Origin of the sequence: Klebsiella sp. Q11 (assembly GCF_964241505.1) — a bacterium.
GTDB classification, from domain to species: domain Bacteria; phylum Pseudomonadota; class Gammaproteobacteria; order Enterobacterales; family Enterobacteriaceae; genus Klebsiella; species Klebsiella michiganensis.
Map to the genome: position 1 here is coordinate 420,049 of NZ_CAXSXW010000001.1, position 21,779 is coordinate 441,827.

The 21,779-nt window shown below is 48.9% G+C and carries 20 protein-coding genes and 1 pseudogene; 17 read left to right on the forward strand and 4 right to left on the reverse strand.

The genetic code is table 11. The features are described from left to right. Positions 1-47 precede the first annotated feature (47 nt). The 3 genes from ACESQ2_RS01915 to ACESQ2_RS01925 all read right to left on the reverse strand — a co-directional run bounded on the left by ACESQ2_RS01915 (position 48) and on the right by ACESQ2_RS01925 (position 2,862). Positions 48-1,889: a TIGR04141 family sporadically distributed protein gene (locus ACESQ2_RS01915; RefSeq protein WP_046877034.1), complete on the reverse strand. Its 1,842-nt coding sequence runs from the start codon at positions 1,887-1,889 to the stop codon at positions 48-50. Positions 1,890-2,158: 269 nt separating this feature from the next. Continuing rightward, positions 2,159-2,491, reverse strand: coding sequence for an NIPSNAP family protein (locus tag ACESQ2_RS01920; RefSeq protein ID WP_049104564.1), 333 nt, complete (start codon positions 2,489-2,491; stop codon positions 2,159-2,161). 107 nt (positions 2,492-2,598) lie between these two features. Further along, positions 2,599-2,862: a hypothetical protein gene (locus ACESQ2_RS01925; RefSeq protein ID WP_046877036.1), complete on the reverse strand. Its 264-nt coding sequence runs from the start codon at positions 2,860-2,862 to the stop codon at positions 2,599-2,601. A 58-nt stretch (positions 2,863-2,920) separates the two neighbouring features. Between ACESQ2_RS01925 and ACESQ2_RS01930 the strand changes: the two genes are divergently transcribed. The 5 genes and pseudogenes from ACESQ2_RS01930 to ACESQ2_RS01950 all read left to right on the forward strand — a co-directional run bounded on the left by ACESQ2_RS01930 (position 2,921) and on the right by ACESQ2_RS01950 (position 6,488). Beyond that, the gene (locus ACESQ2_RS01930; RefSeq protein WP_145976068.1) at positions 2,921-3,127 is read left to right on the forward strand and encodes a hypothetical protein; all 207 of its coding nucleotides are present in this window, start codon (positions 2,921-2,923) and stop codon (positions 3,125-3,127) included. A gap of 699 nt (positions 3,128-3,826) precedes the next feature. Further along, positions 3,827-4,102: pseudogene (locus tag ACESQ2_RS01935) on the forward strand (recombinase family protein); the annotation flags it as partial. 135 nt (positions 4,103-4,237) lie between these two features. Then, positions 4,238-4,582: a hypothetical protein gene (locus ACESQ2_RS01940; protein WP_129671107.1), complete on the forward strand. Its 345-nt coding sequence runs from the start codon at positions 4,238-4,240 to the stop codon at positions 4,580-4,582. A 27-nt stretch (positions 4,583-4,609) separates the two neighbouring features. Continuing rightward, positions 4,610-5,563 carry a DUF4365 domain-containing protein gene (locus tag ACESQ2_RS01945; protein ID WP_373170114.1) on the forward strand — a complete coding sequence of 318 codons (954 nt, stop codon included), beginning with the start codon at positions 4,610-4,612 and terminating at the stop codon, positions 5,561-5,563. A gap of 1 nt (position 5,564) precedes the next feature. Then, positions 5,565-6,488, forward strand: coding sequence for an SIR2 family protein (locus tag ACESQ2_RS01950; protein WP_046877038.1), 924 nt, complete (start codon positions 5,565-5,567; stop codon positions 6,486-6,488). Between the two features lie 14 nt (positions 6,489-6,502). Here the strand turns inward: ACESQ2_RS01950 and ACESQ2_RS01955 are convergent, their stop codons facing one another. Then, positions 6,503-7,000, reverse strand: coding sequence for a hypothetical protein (locus ACESQ2_RS01955; RefSeq protein WP_046877039.1), 498 nt, complete (start codon positions 6,998-7,000; stop codon positions 6,503-6,505). Between the two features lie 239 nt (positions 7,001-7,239). On the opposite strand from ACESQ2_RS01955, the gene ACESQ2_RS01960 reads away from it, so the two are divergent. The 12 genes from ACESQ2_RS01960 (at position 7,240) to tssJ (ending at position 21,778) form a co-directional block, all read left to right on the forward strand. Beyond that, positions 7,240-7,704 (forward strand): helix-turn-helix domain-containing protein, encoded by a 465-nt coding sequence (locus ACESQ2_RS01960; protein WP_373170115.1) that lies wholly within the window; start codon positions 7,240-7,242, stop codon positions 7,702-7,704. Between the two features lie 317 nt (positions 7,705-8,021). Next, positions 8,022-8,879 carry an HNH endonuclease gene (locus ACESQ2_RS01965; protein WP_373170116.1) on the forward strand — a complete coding sequence of 286 codons (858 nt, stop codon included), beginning with the start codon at positions 8,022-8,024 and terminating at the stop codon, positions 8,877-8,879. A gap of 712 nt (positions 8,880-9,591) precedes the next feature. Next, the gene (locus ACESQ2_RS01970; protein ID WP_373170117.1) at positions 9,592-12,105 is read left to right on the forward strand and encodes a type VI secretion system Vgr family protein; all 2,514 of its coding nucleotides are present in this window, start codon (positions 9,592-9,594) and stop codon (positions 12,103-12,105) included. Next, the gene (locus tag ACESQ2_RS01975; RefSeq protein WP_014228085.1) at positions 12,102-14,189 is read left to right on the forward strand and encodes a DUF3274 domain-containing protein; all 2,088 of its coding nucleotides are present in this window, start codon (positions 12,102-12,104) and stop codon (positions 14,187-14,189) included. Before ACESQ2_RS01970 ends, ACESQ2_RS01975 begins: the two co-directional genes overlap by 4 nt. A 14-nt stretch (positions 14,190-14,203) precedes the next feature. Further along, positions 14,204-14,965, forward strand: coding sequence for a hypothetical protein (locus ACESQ2_RS01980; protein ID WP_046877043.1), 762 nt, complete (start codon positions 14,204-14,206; stop codon positions 14,963-14,965). Positions 14,966-14,968: 3 nt separating this feature from the next. Further along, on the forward strand, positions 14,969-15,763 hold the full coding sequence (locus ACESQ2_RS01985; RefSeq protein ID WP_224322563.1) for a hypothetical protein: 795 nt from the start codon (positions 14,969-14,971) through the stop codon (positions 15,761-15,763). A 65-nt stretch (positions 15,764-15,828) separates the two neighbouring features. Next, on the forward strand, positions 15,829-16,290 hold the full coding sequence (locus tag ACESQ2_RS01990; RefSeq protein ID WP_373170118.1) for a hypothetical protein: 462 nt from the start codon (positions 15,829-15,831) through the stop codon (positions 16,288-16,290). Continuing rightward, positions 16,290-16,547 carry a PAAR domain-containing protein gene (locus tag ACESQ2_RS01995; protein ID WP_046877045.1) on the forward strand — a complete coding sequence of 86 codons (258 nt, stop codon included), beginning with the start codon at positions 16,290-16,292 and terminating at the stop codon, positions 16,545-16,547. Before ACESQ2_RS01990 ends, ACESQ2_RS01995 begins: the two co-directional genes overlap by 1 nt. Beyond that, a complete protein-coding gene (locus tag ACESQ2_RS02000; protein WP_373170119.1) occupies positions 16,547-17,956 on the forward strand; it encodes a hypothetical protein in 1,410 nt (469 codons plus the stop codon). The genes ACESQ2_RS01995 and ACESQ2_RS02000 overlap by 1 nt, the downstream gene beginning before the upstream one ends. Next, the gene (locus ACESQ2_RS02005) at positions 17,949-19,823 is read left to right on the forward strand and encodes an ImcF-related family protein (RefSeq protein WP_368762894.1); all 1,875 of its coding nucleotides are present in this window, start codon (positions 17,949-17,951) and stop codon (positions 19,821-19,823) included. The genes ACESQ2_RS02000 and ACESQ2_RS02005 overlap by 8 nt, the downstream gene beginning before the upstream one ends. Further along, positions 19,768-21,264: a type VI secretion IcmF C-terminal domain-containing protein gene (locus ACESQ2_RS02010; RefSeq protein ID WP_368762895.1), complete on the forward strand. Its 1,497-nt coding sequence runs from the start codon at positions 19,768-19,770 to the stop codon at positions 21,262-21,264. Before ACESQ2_RS02005 ends, ACESQ2_RS02010 begins: the two co-directional genes overlap by 56 nt. Further along, a complete protein-coding gene (gene tssJ, locus ACESQ2_RS02015; protein WP_049104576.1) occupies positions 21,248-21,778 on the forward strand; it encodes a type VI secretion system lipoprotein TssJ in 531 nt (176 codons plus the stop codon). Before ACESQ2_RS02010 ends, tssJ begins: the two co-directional genes overlap by 17 nt. The last annotated feature ends 1 nt before the right edge of the window (position 21,779 follow it).

Genomic DNA, 21,779 nt, shown 5'->3' on the forward strand with positions numbered 1-21,779 from the left:
ATTTATGGGGCTATGGTGTGTGTTTCTTTTTAGATAAATAGAGTTATCTAAATCCGTTCACTTTCCCAAGCGTGACTGGTGCTAAGATCCCCATTTTCGCTTGCTTTGACATAAATCATATATTTTGAACCGATAGCGCTATTGGTTATTTCTTGAGAGCATCTCATTACTTTTTTCCCTTGTGGGAAAATTTGGTTTTTATCTACAACAACCTCATTCTTACCATTTGCATCAAGAGATACGACTACTGTAATACGAGGATATTTACTATAGCTTTCTTTAGGAGGACTTATATCTTGTATAAAACTTACCACACCTTCCGTGCGGCAAAGAGAAAGTGCTCTTAAACTTCTCATTAAGCTTATTTTTGAAAAAAGTGGAAGGTTATCAGATTTAGATATTGCAGGTTTTTTTGTAATTATGCCGAACTCAACTTTATAGTCATTTCCATCGATTACTCGCTTGAAACTATCTAAATCACGATGTTGTATTTTTTCTTCAATGAGATTTTTTAATTTGTCTCTACTATGTCCTTCCAGTATTAACAACTCCATAGAGTTGACACCCTGATTAAAAAGATGACTAAGCTGAGATGAGCGTGAGGATATTTTTATATGGTGGAAAATGCACGTATTTCCATTATAACTAATTATGTCACAAGGCTCTATTTGCGTATATCCATCAGGGCTTATATCTGTTTGATCAAGACAGATATGTGTAAGTGAGTTACGGGCAACATCTTCATTGTAGTTTTCTTCACTATAACTTCTTTTGTTTGCTGCTATGTTATCGTGATTGTATGGTGGAAGTGAGGTGTTCTCGCATCTTTGATCGATATAATCTTTCAAAATTGCTAAATAATCTTGATCAACTTTATACCATTCTCCTTCGCAAAGATGATAAACAACTCCCTCATCATCAAAGGGAATGTCATAAATAAAGCTTCTGTAAATATTATATGCTTTAGTTGTAATCCCTTCTTCATTACAGAGGTTTAATGAAAAGCTTTTTATTTTTTCTATATCAAATGTATTTAAATCAATCTCTCCTAGATAGTCATAAAATTCATCAAGACTAATATCAGTATATATTGGGGAGATTCCTTTTCTTCCTTTGAAAACACAATATATATTGTCACTATAATCAACAATGTCCGGAATTGATAAGGATAATTCATCACTTTTATTTATAAATGCCTCTAAAAGTGAAGTGTCTAACTTTTCTATTTTCAGAGGGTCTTTTTCCGGGACTATTTTTTGTATGTTAGGGAAAGACTCTAAATATTCATTGCTTGCATATAAATCCAGTAGCTGTTCACATAAAACTATAAGCTCATCCGGTTCTAATTTTAGACCTACTTTTAAATTTGTAGAGCCAGTGGCATTTTTAAATAACTCTATATACTGTGGCTTAACTTTTCCTGTTAAGCTTTTTAAAATCTCGCTATTACTATCAAAATCCAAATAGGTTAAGTCAGACATGACAGGAACTTGCATTCTTTTTCTTCTTGATGCACCAGGATCCACTATGTCAGCACTTTTTAACTCTTTAGGTTCAAGGCTATTTAATGTTACTTTAAGACCAAAGTCATACTCATAGGAAACATCGCGTAGATTGTGATAAATGTGCCCAAAAGTTAGTGCGAAACATCGATCTCTTACTGGAAGAAAAATTAACGCTCCCTTACTTTCTTGTTCTAAATTCCCGCCAATTGAGAAGTAATTCACCCACCAAGGAGTTGTTTTAAATCTGTCAGAAATAAATAAACTTGCACCCTGTGGGAGGTTTTGAGCCTGAAAGTCATCGAGAAGTTGATGATCTGGCTTGAGGGAGTTCTGTGCGTTGTAGCCTGCTTTAAGCAAAAAAATAGAAAAAGACCTTGTTTTCATATCATTTCAGCCCTTTGAGAGGTAAGCAGTTATGAAGTTACTTGTATTTGAGAAAAGTTTACATTTTTACTCATACTAATCGTGATATAGGTCAAACATACCGCCTACTGGTGACTATGCTGCCCCACTGAGTCATAGAGGCGGTCACTAACTGAAGTATTGTTTCAAGAGCACTAGGATGCTCTCTACGCGGTTTTTCTTTAAAAGTAGTGTATTTCATAGTGCCAAATTTGGAGACACTCAAAACGCGTCTGGTTAAGCTATGTAACCTATGATTGCAACCGCAGACCTTCCACGCTTTCTGATGGTAGATTCATCACTGTTTTAACGCTGGTTTCGATGCTGCGAATAATGTCTTCGCGTGGGCCGCTGCGCCAGTCATCACTTGCATAAAAAGCATTGAGCACCGCAGCCATTTTTTCAGCGCTGTCAAAGGTGCGAATGAGGTAGTAGTAATCCGGGTCATGAAGCGAGTTGCCAAACGAAACAACATCGATCCCGTGGCGTTGGTGAAGGGGAACGCTGATTTCCTGCATGATGGCGTGAAAAGTGGCACCGCTGCCTTTGCGTAAGGTGTATTGCAGTATCTCTAATATTTTCAAATGGTTATCCCAGTCATTTGGGCTTTTATGTATCCATCATCAATATAATGGGGAGAAAAAGAGCTGAGTGACAGCTAGTAATGAGCCTGAAACTCAGCAACTTTTGATTATTCCTCTGGTAACTCCCAGGAGATTTTTAATGATGGATGCTCGAAGGTGACTTCGTAGTCACGCGCTTGCAATGACTCGGTAACATCATAGAGAAATTCATTGATATCCTCTTCGCTTAGTCTGTAGCTTGCGCTAGATTGCCCAAATCGTTGGCAATCATTTAATTCATAAAAGATTGAATCCATTAGGTCTTTAAAACGCATATCCCTTTTGCCACGTTCAGTAGCTTCGCGGGCACCATCTGCATCACGGTCAAACATTTATCACCCCTTCAATAGTCCGAATCCCAAAGTTATCGACTGCAAAATGTAGTTGGGGATGCCAATTTTAAAGATCAATGCCTTGAGAAATAAAAAATTACCGTACTACCAGAATTTATGGGTATCAAGAGTGATAGCAGATACCAAAGATCGAGCAATCACTGAGAAATTTGGGCGCGTTTCAGCACGCCGCCTAACTTCTGAAGTTATTAGCCTCTATAAGGAAAAGCCTGTCACCGCCGAAGTTTTTGAACGCAATGCTTGAAAGGGGGTTGGCAAACCTAGGACATCCACTTTTTGGCCCGACAAATTTTTCCGGTAACTTTTGTCGTGTGGGGGGCTGGTGGGTTCTAAGCTGAAATTTTCAAAACAATAAGAACTTGGTTCTTAGATTTTTTTCCTTCTTAACTTCTTGTTTTGTTTTAAATGTTTTATTAAACCTCTTCTCTGGGGAGCAAAACTAGCCCAAGGGATCAGTGCGATGCTTTGCAGTGAGATCCTTGGCTAATCAGGCTTCCGGAGTTGTAACCTCTTCTCTGGGTCCCTGCTTGGATCGGCGATGTAAGCTACTCTGCTTTAAAAAAGGCTCACGACATAAACCCTTTGCAAAACATGATAACTCACTATTAGGTATTGGCTATGCAAGTCCAAGACTCAGCACCCTGCATAACCTCACGCACTCTGGCATACGCCGCCTTTCGGAACTAGACCAGTGGGTAATAGTGCGACCCCTCTTTTCACCCCGGCTCTGCTACGCTAGCGGCAGAGCCTTGTTGATGCGCCATTTCGAGTAAGCGTCTGTATACCAAAACCTCGAAATGTATACTAATGATAACATTTCGAATCTTTGATTCAAGCTTTTGCATCAAATGCCGAAAGTAAAACAGGAGTAGAGACGAGATGGCAGACGGAGCACGCTGACATGATGCCGTTAATTTCACACCTCGATTGGTAAAGGGAGGATGTCCACCAGCTTGTCACAACTGATCTCACCTCTGCTGCCGGTAAGCTTCTGTTGTCGATGCTGGCAGCAGTTGCGGAGATGGAGCGTGACTTGCTAATTGAACGCACTCAGGCGGGGCTGTCACGAGCAAAATCCGAAGGCAAGAAGTTGGGAAGACCGTCTAAAATCGCGCCAGAAGCCCGTCGCGAAATTTTAGAGAAAAAGTATAGCGGAACCAGTGTCAGTGCGTTAGCACGAGAATATGGCGTTTCTAGAGCGACTATAGCGTCTATCATGCCTTTAAACGAGAGCAGAGTGTCACAGAATGAGAAGGATGAGATTGATGTCATTTATAAGGTGTTGTAGATTTTCTGAGTAGCTCATGATCGTCATAATGAGATAAGAGCGTAGTAATCATTATAGGGGGTGTAAATGTCGCTTGTTCTTCCTGTGAGATTAGATAGCGAAATATTAATTTCGAACGGAAATGATTCTTTTTCGATAACTCAATTAACAGATTTTTATCTAACTGGTGATTATAGTTTTTTTGATTTGTCTGGGATGCCAACAAAGGTGAATGGTTATGACTCTTCAAACGAAAATGAAGGTAGAGGACTGAGGGTAACCAATCTATGTGGGATTCTAAATGGAGAATTTCTTAAGCTATGTCCAAAATGTGGTCAGGCCAAGAACTTTTATCATTATGGAGCTTCATATAGAACGACTAATGAGAAAAGAGACCAAAGTGAATGTGAGGTTTGTAGAGGTAATTATTAAAAAATTAAATGTTGCTAGGTGGTTTTTATGACAAGAGTAACTTCTGAATCCCACATTGGCGAGCTAGGTTCAGCTTTTTTACAATATCTATGTAGCAAACAAGAAGTAATTTACCGTCCAGTTAGGATTTTTGATGTTGGTATAGATGCGTTTATTGAGCCTCAAGTGGGAAATATTGCTACAGGAGCAATGATAGGAGTTCAAATAAAAACAGGGAAAAGCTTTAAAACTAGTTTAGGTCGTTATTCTTTCAAAAGTGATAAAGCTCATTTTGAATATTGGTCTAGATGCACTTTACCTATAATAGGTGTCGTCTATGATCCTGAGGATGAAAAAGGTGTTTGGGTTAATTTGAGCGATATAGCTAAGGACAGGCTTACCAATAAAGGGCCATGGGTAATTAATCTTTCTGTTCAAGAACACTTATTAGACTCTGACAGCTTGCAAAACCTTATTGATAGCGCTGAATTAACAAGGATTAAGAAAGATTTTATTAAGTTTTCTTACTTAACCATGCCTCAATCGAATCAAAAGAAAGAGAAAGATTCATTTCAAAATTTAAGCACCATCTCATCTCATACTGCATGGGATGAACTATTAGATACTTTTCTTTCCCTTCTTTATGATGACAGAATTGTTGCTGATGCTGGTTATAGATTAAGTTTATATTTCCCGAAGGAAAAAAGTGATTTTCGCTACAAATATATAATAAAAAGATTGTCTTTGCTTAATGATGTCCAGTTAATCAAAATGATATTTTCAGTGAAGGTTGCATTGGATGATTGTTGTGAGCATGTGGCGGAGCATATATGTAATATAATGAGATACATTCCAGATATATGTTTAAGGTTGGAAAGTATTATCTTCAACAATAATTTGAGTAATGATGTGAATGCTGTTGCTATTCAATTGATTGAATCTTTATCAGAATATGAACGTCAAGATTTATGGGACATGATTAGTAATAAAAGGTTGTTGTAACATGATTTCTATATTTTTGGGGGCCGGTTTTTCTAAATGGGCTTTCGATTTGCCACTGGTAAGTCAGCTTTTTGATTTTAATATTTCTTACCTTACTGCCTCAGAAGAGAAAAAGCTCGATCTAATTAAGGAGGATTGGTCTGTCTGGATACAAAAAAATCCGGAAGCAACATACGAAAATTTTGTTTATTGGTGTATTAATAAATCCTCTCACCGTAGGAGCAGAGTTGTTTGGTATGTTAATAGAAGGTTAACTGAACCATTCATTACTAGGATTCGTGGTGGATATTCTGCTGCTATGTTCGATGAAAAAATTGTGAAACAAAATGAAAGGATAGTTTATTTACGTAATTTATTTAATGAGCTAGAGGGGGCTGGTTTAAAAAATATCATTACTTGTAATTATGATAATATTGTCGAGTATACCCTAGGTTGCTCTGGGTTTAATTATGGTATAAAAAATGAAATTTTAGTGGGAAGAGGAAGAAATCCACAATTTCCTTGGCAAAATGCAGATGTGAGAGTTACTGGTGAGATCCTACTGGCTAAATTACATGGCTCTTTATCGTGGGACAAATATAATAAATACACCAGCGGCAAACCTGGCAGGACAGGGAAAGCTTTAATTGTTCCCCCTGCTCCTGAAAAAGAACCTCCGCTTGAATTACTAGATGTTTGGACATTTGCTAGGAATGCCTTAGTCAATAGCAAAATCTTAATTGTTTTTGGCTTTTCTTTTAATGCGTATGATAATGCTTTGCTGAATCTATTGAGGGAAAGTGGCTCAAATTTGAAAAAGGTAATTTTGATAGATCCCTATCCGAAAGTTGATGAGGCCAAATGTCTTTGGCCTTCGGCATCAATAGAGACTATCAACCCCTTAAATGATATTGTTTTTCCGGAAAAGTGGTTCGAAATATTATGAGCAGGTTGCTTAATTCATTCAAATGAAGCTGCGATTACTTCCCCGGTATTGGCGTTGAAAACACAAAAATACTGAAGCGGTGTTTGTATCCCAAGACTGTTAATGGCCTTAGCCTGTTGTCCAAATGCTTGAATCGTTTTCTTTTTCTCGTCGTGCCATAAGTAAGTTCCGAAAACCGGTTGAGCTTCAGTTTCCTGCCACACATGGCGAAACGTCGCTTTATTGTCCATTACCTGCTTGCACTGTCTGACGGGGTTGTGGTGCGCTTTTGCATAGCATTCCGGTGTGTTATCTGAGCAAGCAGCGCCTTGCTTTTCTGTTGTGTGTTCTGCACTCACAGCAGAAAACGCACACACTCCCAGCACCAAAGCGAGAGTTCCCAAAATGCCCCATGATATTGCTCGTAGGCTGCTGATCTGCCGTTTTATTGAAACGTGAGCAACTATGCTGTAACTGGCCCAGCTAAGCACGGCTCCCGCTGCCATCGGTAATATAAAGCCTGATTCCGTCATGATTCCCTCATTTGCCAAACAACATCACAGCTTGTAGTGAGTGCTGGAGACACTTAACCAGTGATGACCATCATACGGTTTTGATTTTATTTGTCACCATTGGTGTTCATTTTGAATCTGTTTGGTGTAGTGATACAGGCTTCTTGCGAGGGAGATTGTGCTCACAAATAGAACTTTTAGATTCAAAATGTCTCATATAGAGCGTGGCCTTGCAGTGGTCAAAACTGCACATTCAGTGCATGAAAAAGACCTTGAGAATACAGTTTGGCGAGCGGGTAAAAGAACTCCGCATAGCCACCGGATTGAGCCAGGAAGCCTTTGCTGATCGGTGTGGGTTTGCACGTAGCTATATGAGCAGAATTGAACGTGGTGGCTCTAATGCGTCTCTGGATGCGATTGAGGTGCTGGCTACCGCTCTGAGCGTTGAGCCGTGGCAGTTATTAGCGTCTGGCTCAACTGAAGATAACGACCCGGAACTGTTGGTTCCATACGCGGCCGATGGTTCCTGTTTTCACCCCGGTTTGGCGAGCACCCGTGATGGTTCGTTTGGTGTAGGTGATAAAGCGGCTCAGAAGCGTTTTGGCACCTTTTCCGAAGCGCTTGAGTATCTCCGTAGTATGGAGACGGCAAAATGGCGTAGGCCCAATGCCAGTGGCAACTGGGGCATTGTTTCGGCAGTGCGGTGGGACAAACTGAGAAAGTAGTTCAAATGTAAGTTTATGAATTTTTATGCTGTATGGATGAACAGTATTCATTAAATGCTAATATTCTACCGTTTCACCAGCCTTTTGTTTCTATAAGAGTGAATGAAACACCAAAATTCAGGTGCATTACGTAGGCGTTACGGTGGCGTTTTTTTTCAAAGCTAAGTCAAAGTAAGTGCAATAAAAATCATATATAACATAAGCTTGATGGGTTTGCCTTGAAAGTGACTGATATTCATTTGTCCTTTCGGAATTTGAACGCAGTTGCATTTCCGGTTTGAGTGAGTAACGGCAGTATTTAACCTTAGGAAAAATCATTGAACGAATCCGCTCCACTCTTAAAACCGCGCCACACACTACAAGTTGTGCGTATTCCTTCTTCAGAAGTTCAGAATTTGGGTTTTACTTCATTTTATAGCTGGCTCAATAGCTTAGGGTATGACACGACCAATCATAGTAATCAGCGAGCTGATTGGGCGAGAGATGGTGGCTGGCACTTGAAGGCATGTAAGAATAAGGTCAGTAACCAAGAAGATTTCTGGTTAATTTCATTTGATGGAAAAGGCGGTGTTTTACTTTCTGAAAAGTCCCAACAAGACTACCGAAGTGCTTATCGTCGCTTGATTAAAGAGGGCTATCAGCCCGCACGAATCGAAGCAATGACGAGAGGAGAGCTTTACTCGACTTACAACGAGGTTAGAGGGTCAGCAGGAAGCCACCTTCACTTAAAACCGAGTCAGGTTGATCAAGCTGATTTCGAGCTACATCCCGATCAGATATGGGATATGGTGAATAGCTCAATGAGTAAGACCTATAACACATATAGTCGCTTCGGTCAGGCTCGCTTCCGTAATGCAGTATTGCTGAATTCCTTGAATGTGTGTGCTGTAACTGGTGTTGAGTATCGCGCCGCCTTGGATGCTGCGCATATACACCCGCATAGTAATGGTGGTGCGATGAAGGTAGCTAATGGGATTGCTCTTCGAAAAGACCTTCATGCTGTTTTTGATCGCGGTGATATGGCAGTCAACCCGGAAACCCTCACGATTCATTTTAGTAAGCGAGCAATTGATAGCTACCTCGATTTTGAAGGACACGTAATTCAAACAGTGCTGTCACTTGATAAAATTGCTTTGGTCGCTCGCTGGGAAGAGTTCTGTTCTCGCGTAAAGTAAAATCTAAATGTCATCAGGAGAGAACTGTAAAAGAGTTTAAGGTCTTTGGAGTAAGACTACTTCATCATGTAGCACCTACTACAAATGCGTCCTACAATCTAACCTCACAAACTCATGTGGTTACGCGAGTTTCGGTAATGCGAAGGTCGTAGGTTCGACTCCTATTATCGGCACCATTTCATCTCTTCATGACATTGCACTACTCCTTTAAGTTCAATAAAATCAAACAGTTACAAATCATTCCTGTTCATTAATCACTCAAGTTATTTCTTGACATCGCATACGTTTGGTGGTCAATCCGGTTCGATTCTGGATGTAACATAGCGTGAAATGCTGGAAAAACTGCTCCTCGGTGAGGATGAGCGGGAGCGCACAGGAATAAATATTTAAAAGGGGAAAAGTATTTTAACGCGATCTTTTAATATATGGTTACGCAGTAACGATGTATTAATGAAATAAATAAAATCGCTTATTTTATTTGTTTTCTGAATTTGCAAAGGAAACATGCATCCGCCTATTATCAGATAAATAAATGCATTCAGCTAATTACATCCTGATATTTATCATAAACAACATGCATCCTGATCCTGATCAAACATTAACGATTAACTACATTCCATCGGATGGTCAGGGATATGATGAGATGTAATATTCCTCCTGTTATTGCGCTTCAGCTTTTATTCTTTCGAGAACAAGGTGGCAGGGATAATCAATGGCGATCCAGGACTACATTATTGCGGGCGGTAAGTACGGCACTTACAACCATTATCAGTTACTGCTGAAAAAGCTGAACCAGGCAAGGCCGGATATTCAGATATCGGTGTTGAAATTCGGCGGCTGTGAGGCCATCAGTCAGATACCCCGCTACGAAATCGTATTCACCAGCGCCACGCCCGACATCCCCGCAAATCTGCTGATTAACTACAGCGCACAGTTACTGATGTACCCCGACGGCAAGCCTTACGAAAAACTTAAACCCCGAATTCTCCCCGGTATTATTACGCAGTTTCGTCAGTGCAGCACCTCCGCCGATGAAACCCGCTATGTCGCGGTGCTCGAACACAAAATGGCGCGCATGGCGCAGGGGCACAACAACGCGGTGTTCCTCAATGACAGCATCATCAGCCTGACGGAACACACCTTCGGTGACTACCTGATAGACAAACTAAGCTTCGTCTTTAAGCTCACCGATCGCTACCCGCCACGCGATTTTATGTTGCAGTATGGGGAATCCGACTACGACCACGTTTCACGCCGTCTGGCCGATAGCGGTGTGTCGTTTTACCGTCAGTACGACGAAGAGAATGACGAAGACGTCATTGTCCTTACCGACCATTCCGGCGGCTGGATAAAAGGTCCGGCAATCCCCTTCCGTCATCCTTCAGGTTTGTTCGATGGCGGGCTGGAATCGGTATGGGATATCACCGTTAACCGCCAGGCGGTGCCGAAACGGGTGCAGACTAACGACGATAACTATCTTCAGGCGCAGAGCGACATGAAGTCGGAAGTGAAAACCCATGAGGATTTTCGAGCTCTGTGGGCCACCGACTACCGCTGGGCGGAACATTATCCCGACGCCGGAAAAGAATATGAGGAGCAGCCCGGCCAGGGCATCTGGTACGCGAAGCGTCGTCAGGAGCGCCACCTCAGCGAACTGATTACCTTCGAAGGGAAATGTAACTGCATGGCCCTGCGACCAGGGATGCGAATCACCGTCACCGGTAAAACCTTCGCCGATGCGCCGGACGGGCTGCTGATTGTCTCCACCCGCTGCGAAAACGTGGCGCGCGACACAGCGTATTTTGTCACCTTCACCGCCGTTCCCTGGAACAACCGCTTTACATACCGCCCGCCGCTGCTGCCGTGGCCGCCGATGTCCGGCACGCTGCCAGCCCGCGTGTCGAGCGAAGAGGAAAACGACACCTACTCGTATATCGACAATCAGGGCCGTTACCGCATCCGTTTTGATCTCGACCTGAAAGAGTGGAAGAAAGGCTTTGAAAGCTGCTGGGTGCGGCTGGCGAAACCTTATGCCGGAGATACTTACGGCTTCCATTGGCCGCTGCTGGACGGTACGGGAGTACTGATAGCGTTTGAAAACAGCGACGGCGATCGCCCGTATATCGCCCATGTAATGCATGATTCCACCCACCCGGACCATGTCGCGCAGCAGAACCACAAACGCAATGTGTTAAGAACGCCTTCCGGCAACAAAATGCGGATGGATGACACACGCGGCAAAGAGCATATCAAGCTGTCCACACCCAATAATGACCGCAGCCAGCTTAACCTCGGCAACCTGGTGGATCAGAACCGTAAACTGCGCGGCGAAGGCGCGGAACTGCGCACCGGGGGCTGGGCGGCGATACGCGCCGCAAAAGGCGTTCTGCTCACCAGCGAAGCCCAGCCAAAGGCGCAGGGCAAACAACTGGATATGGCAGCGACCATCGCGCAACTGGAGAAAGCACTGGCGCTGGCGAAAACGCTGGAGCAGACGGCGAATATCGCCCAGTCCTCTCCGGTCAGTACCGCCACGCAACAGCAGCTTTCCGCTGCCCTGACCTCACTGCAACAGCCCGGCATCGTGGTACATGGCGAAGCCGGAATTGCTCAGACCACGCCGGAGTCCCTGCAACATTCCGCTGGCAAAAACCTGCTCGCCACCGCCGGACAGGACGCCAGCTTCAGCGTCTTCCGCCAGTTTTCCGTCGCCGTCGGGCAGATATTCTCCGTATTCGTTCACAAAATGGGCATCAAACTGATAGCCGCCGCCGGGAAAATTCAGATCCAGGCGCAGAAAGACCAGATGGAACTGACCTCGTTTGCAGATATGCAACTGACCAGCACCAACGGGCGCATTGTGCTGAATGCTAAACAGGAGCTGCTGCTGATGTGCGGCGGTGCAGGCATTCGCATTAAAGACGGCGTGCTTGAACAGCTTGGCCCCACGCGTATTGTACAAAAAACGCCAAACCTGATTTACCAGGGCGGAGAGAGCATCAGCCAGGCGATGCCGTCATTTAACGAAGGGACGTTTGGCCTGAAATACCGATTGCACCGCAAGGGCGATCCTTCACATATTCTGAAAAACCAGAAATTCCGTATTCACCGTCAGGATGGTTCCGTGCAGGAAGGCATTACAGACGAGAGTGGCGAATCTTCACTACTGACAATGAACGAACTGGAAAAAGCCACCGTTGAACTCCTTAAGGGAGAAGCATCATGAGTGATATTCGTAACCCGAAGTTTTTATCGGTGGGGGACATCTGCCGTCCGGTAGATTCAGGAAAAATGCTGGTGCAGGATTGTGAAGTGGAGTCTCCCTTACCCTGTATCGTGATTCTGGTTCACGGCGTCAATGATGTGGGAGAGGCCTATCAGAACCAGGACGAAGGTATCTGTCAGGGGCTGAACGAACGGCTGGGCCGGGATGATTTACATCCCCACGACTGGAAAGCACATGAATTCATGATAAGCGACCCGGACGGCAATATCTCCGCCACCACCTGTCCACAGGAAAAACAGACCTGTATCGGGGTGGTGAACCGTTCACCAACGATCCCGTTCTACTGGGGATACAAACCCGTGGATAAAGCCACCTGGGAAGCCGACCAGAAGCGCTATCGCGATGAACTGCGGGAAAAGCGGGATAAGACAGACCTGGCTTACGATACGTATCAACAGGATGATAAAAAAGTCCTTCATGCCCATAACGGTGAAAATGTCGATAACCTGAACAACTGGCTCGATCCGGCGTTCGCCAAAGGGGGCGGCACTTTCGCCAACGCCACCACCAACATCCCCGATATGTTCGGGCCGGGCGCTAACGGTGCAGCGCTGGAGATTGTCGGGGCGCTGTCCCGCTCGAAGATGAATGACGGCGACTGGAGCCACCCGATTTATGCCAACCCGCACCGCATTTACCAGGCATTCGCCGCGCGGCGGCTGGCGGATTTGATTCTGGCTATCCGGCAGAATGAATCAACTAAAAAAGACACCATCAATATTGTCGCCCACAGTCAGGGCACCATTGTCACCATGCTGGCGAACCTGTGGGTGAAGGCGGAAGGTTTTAACCCCGCAGATTGTGTAATCCTCAATAACTCCCCTTATTCGCTGGAAAACCGCTGGCTGGAGAACGCCCAGCCGGGCAACCAGCAGACGGATAAGGCACGTCAGCAGACGCTGGCACACTTCTGCAAAGTAATGGCGGATAACCCTCAGTATAACGGCGGTCAGTCCCATAATGCGGGGGATACTGAAAAACTGTACGACCAGCTTTGCCTGTCGCGCAGCGGACGGGACAAATGGAGTGCTGAAGCATACAACCGCAACAACTTTGGCCTGGTGTACAACTATTTCTGCCCGAACGACCAGGTTGTGTCGATGCTGCCGGTGCAGGGCATGGGCTGGCGCGGCATTCCGGACAAAATCAGCGCGCAGATGGGGGAGAATTTACGCCAGCGGGTGTTCTGCAAGGATGTGATGGTAGGAGATAAAACCGGTTATTCGTTTGTCATGCCGCAGGCGAAAGCAAATGACCCGGAAATCCCCAAGCAAGATGTGAAATACACTTACCAGGATGTCACCATCAACGGCGCGGTACTGCCCGCCCCCTTCGTCTTTGAGCTTCAGGGGCAAAAAGACGGTTACGAAATGTCGCTCACTGGCAATGACCCGGCAATCGCTAAGGCAGCAAGAAAAGCCGAGGATTTTCCGCAGGAGGTGCTGGAGGTGCCGGATACGGCGACGTTCCGCTATCTGCGCGACGGCCAGTCGCTGGGTACGGCGCAACTGGCAGAATTGAGCACGCTTCATCAGATGGAAGCTGTCAGCGGCAGGGTGGAGGGTGGATACGGCCCGTCACAGCGGCTGAAAGTACGGCGCTATATGACGAAGGAAGAGCTGGAGAAAGTCGCTGCCAACAAGACCACCTACAGTCAACACTCGTCAATTGTGTGTAACCCGGATGTGCCGGTGAAAGCCGTACCCTATGACCTGGCCATTGGTCGTAATGAAGCGTTTGAGAATAAGGCGTTCTGGGACAGTTTGCTGTTACAGGCGGACTGGCGCAGACCGGGGAATCCAGAGCCTAAAATCAAGAAATACTATCAAGAGGGAATATTGCCAGATGAATTCAAAAAATTAATGAACAAACCTGAAACAGGCGAAAAGCCAATGCCCACGGGGGAGTCTGGCGTGGTGAATGACTATGGCCCTCGTCAACGCGTTAAACCGGGCAGTAAACGTGATACCGAAAACGAGATGGTGGAGGTTTTACAGTGGGATATGCCGAAGCCACAGGTTTGAGGAGAGGAAACCCAATGAAAAAGATACTTATACACGTACTTGTTGTCGGAACCGGTGCATTGACCGCCTGTAGTGCGGGTACGGCCAGACAGACACCTCCCACTCAGGTGGTATATCGTTTTGACGATCACCGTTATCTGGAATTGGTGGGCTTCAACTGTGAAGGGGCGCTCTGGTATACGGATACACAGCGTAATATCCATACCGAAGTGACGTCTCAGTTTTACCGTCTCTTTACCAAAAAATACGTCCATCCTTCCGAAAAGTACATTGCGATCACCTATTACGATGTATCAGGTGTAATGGTTTCTAAAGATTATGGGAAAACATGGCACGATGCCCACTTTATGCCAGGTGGAGGCGCAAAGCAATATGGAGCCTCGGGTCCTGAAAGTGATGATATTCTGTCTTTCACAGTAGTAAACGATCAGGGATTTATACAAACTAAATCCGGCGATATTTATATGAGCTCAAAACCCTTTGACGATCCGCGTCTTCAAAAGGGGGGGGAAGGTATTCCTTACTCATATCATAATTCGCGGGGAGAACTGGAACAGGATCGTTTAATGCCCGGAAGCTCAGGACTTGACTGGGGAAGAGAATACATTTCGTGGAACGCAGTTGCTGGCCCAGACCACTGGAGTATTTTTGCTCACAAACCCAACTGGCAGGGCATCCCCAATAAAGTCCCGGAAGTTAAAAATTACACCGGCTGGGACCATATGCGCTGCGATCCGGATTTAGGGTTGCCAGCATCGGAACGGGGGGGAAAATAGGTGATGAAAATAAAGGGTGCCATTCCGTTGCCTGCTGCCCACTTTACTGTTTTGGCGTTTAGCACGGTTTTGTTGACAGCCTGCCATGCTGGCAATCGCCAGTCACAAAAGCCGCCCACTCAGGTGGTTTACCGTTTTGACGATCACCGTTATCTGGAGCTGGTGGGTTTCAACTGTGAAGGCGCGCTCTGGTACAACGACACGCAGAGGCAGATCCGCGCCGAAGTGGTGGCGCGTGATACTCCTGTTTTCAGGATTTCATTCTTTAAATATGTTCACCCATCGGAGAAGTATATTGCCGTTCCCTGGGACGATTTATCGGGTTTTTTAATTTCCCGCGATTATGGTCAGACCTGGGGACAGGCGCGATTCTCTCCGGTAGGAGGAGCAAAACGATATGGTAACTGGAGACCAGATAAAGATGATGTTGAATCCTTCACAGTGGTCAACGACCAGAGTTTCCTGCTGACCAGACAGGGTGATTTGTATATCAGTTCAAAACCTTTTGACGATCCACGTCTTCAACCAGGTGGCGAGGGTATTCTTTATTCATGGCGTAATTCGCGGGGAGAACTGGAACATGATCGTTTAATGCCCGGAAGCTCAGGGATGGACTGGGGATGGGAATATACTTCCTGGAATGCAGTTGCTGGCCCAGACCACTGGAGTATTTTTGCTCATAAACCCAACTGGCAGGGCATCCCCAATAAAGTCCCGGAGGTTAAAAATTACACCGGCTGGGACCATATGCGCTGCGACCCGGATTTAGGGCTGACTGCATCGGAACAGGGAAAATAAATAATGAAGAACTCGATACTTCTTTTCCTGATGTCGCAGACAATAACAAACAGAAGGGATGAATTATGATGTTACTGTCAAAAAACATACTGGGTTCACTGTTGTTAATGGTGCCTGTTTTTGTTTATGCCTGCCCGGAACTTCAGGGGAGCTATAAAGTCGAGCAGCGTGCAGACCTGTATATTCAGAAGCAAAGCGATGGCAGTTATCTGGCAATGATTGAATCAGAAGACCATCAACCGCAATTTTTATCGGTCATCAGGCCAGAAGCCAAAGAGCTTAAAGAACAGGGATATACCGAATGCACGGCTATTATTAAAGGGCTGGGGTTATTGATGCCTTCTGATAAAAATAAAACCTATCAGGTCACTTCTGAGTCACAAAATTACCAGACCGGGAAAAAGCCAGGAACACCGTTTGTCATCATGTATATGGCCGGTTTTCAGTCGAACGTTTTCGGCGTGGATAAAATATCTGAGACTATTCCTCAGGCTGCTGTTGACCGCTATCATCAGGGAGGCAATTAATGCGCGGCGTAATTCGACTCGGCGACAGCCATTCTCACGGCGGCAACGTCATCACCGCATCCGGGGCCATATTCGATGGCAAACAGGTGATGCTGGCGGGCGATACCGTGAGTTGCCCGCAGCACGGCACCGTGCCGGTAACCCAAGGTCACCCAACCTGGACGATGAATGACCGGGCGGTGATTGTTGACGGCTGCACGGCACAGTGCGGATGCGTGCTGAGAACATCGTTGCCCAATGCCGGAGCGGACTGCTGATGGACTGGCGTTTACCGCAAATGGAGCGTAAATCGCTACCGGGTTTCCCTGCCTGGTGGGTATGGTTGTTACTGCCGCTGGCGTGTGTACTGGCGGCGGCTGTGGTGCTGTTTTTCACCTGGCCGGTGGCGCGGGGTTTCGCCGACCGCCGTTTCTGGTTCTGGCTGCTGCTTATTCCCCTGCTGACCTCCGTGGCGCTGGAGCTGTTTCTGCTAAGCCATGCCCTGCATCAGCGGCGGGAAATCCGCTGGCGGCATCTGTTTATCGACAGTAAGCAGGCACAGTGGCGACAGTGGGGACGCCAGTCGCTGACGCTGGCTGCATGGCATGTCCTGACACCGGAACCCGACCTTGCACTGCGTGTACTGGGGCTGGAAGGCGTCGTGCCCCAGGCACCAGCGAAGGCGGTATTACTGCCCCGTCCGCCGCAAAGTGAGCTGGGCATGTCGCCGTTACGGGACATTCTGAGACAAACGCTCACACCACTACTGGCGGTTCTGCGTCCGCAGCCGGTGGTGGATATCTGGCTGTATACCGGCAGCGTGGAAGACGAAAGCCGACAGGCGCTGGCACAGTGCTGGCTTGCGTTGCTGAGCCGCCAGTTGCCGGACAACCGTATTCACTGGCAGGCGGAGCCGCCTGATGCCCGCCTGCTGTATCAGTGGTGCGATGAAGCGTCCGATACGCCACGGCTGCTGCTCTGCACACAGTTGCTCAGCGCAGATGCGGCAGGCAGTGAATTCAGCGTGGCGCTGTTGTTCACGGCGGCTCGCCAGCGTTTACCTGAAAACACGGGTTTTCGTCCGGTATCGGTATTTCGCCCGCTGTTTGCACCCGCCACTGAACCGGAAGAGGCTCTGACGGACCTGCTGGCGGTGGAGCAGATGGTAAAGGGGCAGCGCCGCCACCTGTGGGATGCCGGGCTGGATACCCGCGCGCGTAATACCGTGCTTGCCGTACTGGATGCGCAGGGGGAGACACTGCCGTCTGACGGACAGCACCTGCTTGCCCGCCATATCGGGGAGCCGGATAAAAACAGCTTCTGGCTGGCGCTGGGACTGGCGGCACAGGCCACCGACACCGGGCAGCGCGGCCAGATGGTGGTGGCACCGTTACCAGAGCAAACTGCCTGCGTACAGTTAAACGTCCATCCCGCGCCCGCGACCCAGTGGCCGGAGGATAGCATATCACGCTACCCGCTGGCCTGGACGGCGGGCGTCTGCTGCGTACTGCTGCTGTTCTTTCTGCTGATGGACTCAACGGTGCAGCAGACGCTGTGGCCGTGGCTGGCGGGCGGCGGCGTACTGTATGCATTGTTAATGCTGGCAGCGGTGCCGCTGGCCCTGATTCTTTGGCAACGCAGGCTGAATGATGAGTGGCAGTTGCAGGGCGGGATACGCCATGAGTAAAGCGCTTCATCTGATGTTATTGCTGCTGGCGATACTGTTGATGGCGCTGTGCCAGACGCAGGCACAGGCATGGTTTGTGGATGAATCCACCCTGCGGATTGCCCAGGCGGGCATTCTGCTGGGCTATTTTCTGCTGGCGCGACTGGGTTTTGCCTTTCAGCTACTCTCTTTCTCCCGGCCAGCGGATAAAAAACAGGAAGAAAGCGAACGGGTATTCTGGCGTCTGCACAATGAACACCGGCGTCACCGTCAGCCCTGGCTGCTGGTCACCGGGCAGGCGCAGACCGTGGAAGCCCTGCTGCCGGGTCTGACCAGTGAACGCTGGCAGCGCAGCCTGTCCGCCACTCTGCTGTGGTGCGGCGAGCCGGGAAACATTGCTCAGGAAGACATCGCCCTGTTCCGCCGTCTGCGCGGGCGGCGGGTGCTGAACGCGGTGCTGTGGGTGACGGACATTACGCCGCCTTCGGGTATGGCGCGTCTGCCGGGGCTGGAAAACAGCAGCCCGGACGAGTTTAACGACGGAGTCATGCGCACGCTCTGGCAGCAGTTACGGGATATTGCCCGCACGCTGAGCTGGCGGCCCCCGCTGTACACCCTCTGCGTGCGCGACAGCGTGCATGACCAGTACGACCGACCGCGCCAGAGTGTGGGTATTGCCTTGTCCCCTGCGCAGGAAACCAATATTCAGACGCAACTGCATACCCTGCTCCCGCAACTGACCGGACAGGGAATGGCGCAACTGTCCCTTCAGCCGCGCTGGAACTGGCTGTTGCAGGTGTCGCACGATATCCAGCACGCCACCGGCAGCAGAATTACCACGGCCCTGCAACCGTTCGTCCGGCGCGGGAGCGAAACCCCACTCTGCGGATTGTTTTTCATGCCCCCCGCCCTGCCGGGTCAGCATATGGGCCAGCACGCCTGTTCACTGTCTGCGGCCTGGTCAGAGCCTGTGGCGCAGATACGTCACGCCAGGGGAGAACGCGACCACCTGATTGCAGGCGACTGGCTGGTGCGTGGCACCGTTGCATTTCTGGGACTATGGGGAGCGGGAATGCTGCTCTCGGCACTGTTTAATTACCGTCTGGTTCAGGCAGATATGGCGTTGCTGTTGCCGGAGAAAAAAGCGCGACCGGTCGCGGAGCAGGTGCGTCAGCAACAGGAGCGTCAGGCACGCATGGATACCCTGTTATACCGCAGTCGCGAAGGTGCTCCCTGGTGGTATCGCTTCGGTCTGAACCAGAATGATGCGCTGCTGGCGGCCATGTGGCCGGTCTGGCAACAGCAAAACCAGACGCTGCTGGTTGCACCACTGGCGGAACAGCTTCGCAGCCATTTACGCCAGTATATGGCGCTGCCGCCCGGCTCGACGCAGCGCCGCACGCTGACAGCAGAAACTTATCGCCAGTTGAAGGCGTATCTGATGCTGACGCAACCGGAACGGGCAGAGCCGGAATTTCTGAAAAAGGTGTTGTTGCCGTTATGGCAGAACCCGGCCCGCGGTATAACGCCCGGTGAATGGATGATGCTCTCGTCCGATATGCTGGATTTTTACGCGCGCGAACTGCCTGCGCACCCGGCCTGGCGACTCCCGGCATACAGCACCATGATTGCGAATGTTCGTACCCTGCTGCGCAGTCAGAAAGGGATACAGAACAGTGAGAACACGCTTTATCAGCAGGTTCTGCAACAGGTTGCGCAGCGTCATGCCGATATCACCCTCAACGACCTGCTGGGGGACGCTGGCAGCGGCGACCTGTTCTACAGCAATGCGTCACTTCCCGGTATGTTTACCCGCGAAGCCTGGCGGCAGAATGTCAGGGAGGCCATCAGCCGGACGGCAAATCCACACCGACTGGGTGCTGGATGATACCGGACGAACCTCCCCGGTGTTAAGTGAAGAGGCACTGCGTACCCGTCTGGCGGAACGTTACTTTACCGACTACAGCAACGCCTGGCTGGAATTCCTCAACAGTCTGCGCTGGCGTCAGGCAGACTCGCTCTCTTCGGCCATTGACCAGCTTACCCTGCTGGGGGACGTACAACGCTCCCCGCTGGTCGCGCTCGGTAAAACCCTGCGCTGGCAGGCAGGTATCGGGCAGGAAGAGACGACGATGGGCACTTCGCTGCTGGAATCGGTAAAACAACGGGTTTCCGGTCAGGAAAGTACGGATGCGCGCACGGCAAAAACTGCCGATCCGGCCTCCGTGGTGACGCAAACTTTTGCGCCGCTGCTGGCGGTTTTACCCCCTGACGAGAATCAACCTGGTCAGACGAAAAACAGCGCAACGCCCGTCAGCGGGCTGACATTACAGGATTATCTGATTCAGGTGACGCAGGCGCGTCTTTCGCTCCGGCAGGTCAGTACCTCACCGGATCCGCAGGCCATGACGCTGGCACTGGCACAGGACGCCTTTTCCCGGCGCGACAACCCGCTGGCGGTGGCGCGCAGCCAGGGTGAGCTGCTGGCGGCCAGTCTCGGCCAGGACTGGAGCGGCTTCGCTGATGCAGCGTTTGTACAGCCGCTTGCGCAGGCATGGCAGTCGGTACTGGCCCCGGCGCAGCAGGCGATGAATGAAGCCTGGCGCACACAGATTGTTCAGCCCTGGCAGGATGCATTCTCCGGGCGCTACCCCTTTGCCTCTTCCGAAAATGATGCCTCCCCGGCGCTGCTGGCTCATTTTATAGCACCGCAGCAAGGCGTGACGGAGCAGTTTCTTCGTCAGCAACTGGGCGGCCTGCTGGATAAACAGGGCGATGTCTGGGTGCCTTCCGCACTGAACAGCCAGGGGATGAAATTCAGTCCGGCGTTTCTGGATGCGGTTAATCTGCTGACACAACTGGGGCAGGCGTTTTTTATGCAGGGCGAACTGCATACGGAATTTGATATTCAGATGTACCCGATGCGCAATGTGGTGGAGACGGATTTGCAGATAGACAGCGCGATGATGAAGTATTTTAACCAGCAGGCGGAATGGCAGACATTCACCTGGCCGGATAAACAGAGCGCGCAGCCACAGGCCGTGCTTAGTTATTCCCGCAATCAGGGGGAGAACATCGGACCGGTGCGTACTGCTTTTCAGGCCGACGGCCCCTGGGCGCTGTTGCGTCTGCTGGAGAAAGCGCAGCGCGAGAAGACTGACAGCGGCCGCTGGCGCTTAAGCTGGCCTGCTGAGGACGGCGTCGGCCTGTCGCTGAACCTGCGCGCCCAGCGCTACAACGGGCCGCTGGATTTGCTGAAACTGCGCCGTTTTAAATTGCCTGAGCAGGTGTTTATTCAGGATGACGGGGGTAATGATGATGTCCGCTAGCTGGCGTATCTGCGGCGCTTTACTGACAGTCCTCTCCCTGGCAGGCTGTGGTCTGGCACAGCGCGCCGGACAAGGGGCAACGGCGGTGACAGACGCCATTTTTTACCGGAAGGTGGATACCCTGCATCTGACACTGGCCGCCCGTAACGCGCTGAACACCGATGAAGACGGGATGTCGTCGCCGGTGGAGGTGCGGATCTGGCCACTGCGTAACGCCACAACGTTTAACCTGGCCGATTACCGCAGCCTGCTCAAACAGGGGCCTGAGGTGCTGAGCAAAGACCTGAGCGCGCCATACCAGGCAATACGCCTTACGCCAGGGCAGCAAACACATCTGGATATGCCACTCGCTGACGACACGCAGTTTGTTGCATTGACGGCATTTTTTTTCTGGCCCGATACGGTGCGTAACAACTGGAAGCTCATCATTCCGCGTGATGCCCTGAATGTCAGCGAACCAACCGTGGTGGAACTGAATGACCGCCACCTTGTGCTGCGTAAAGAAGGGGACTGAT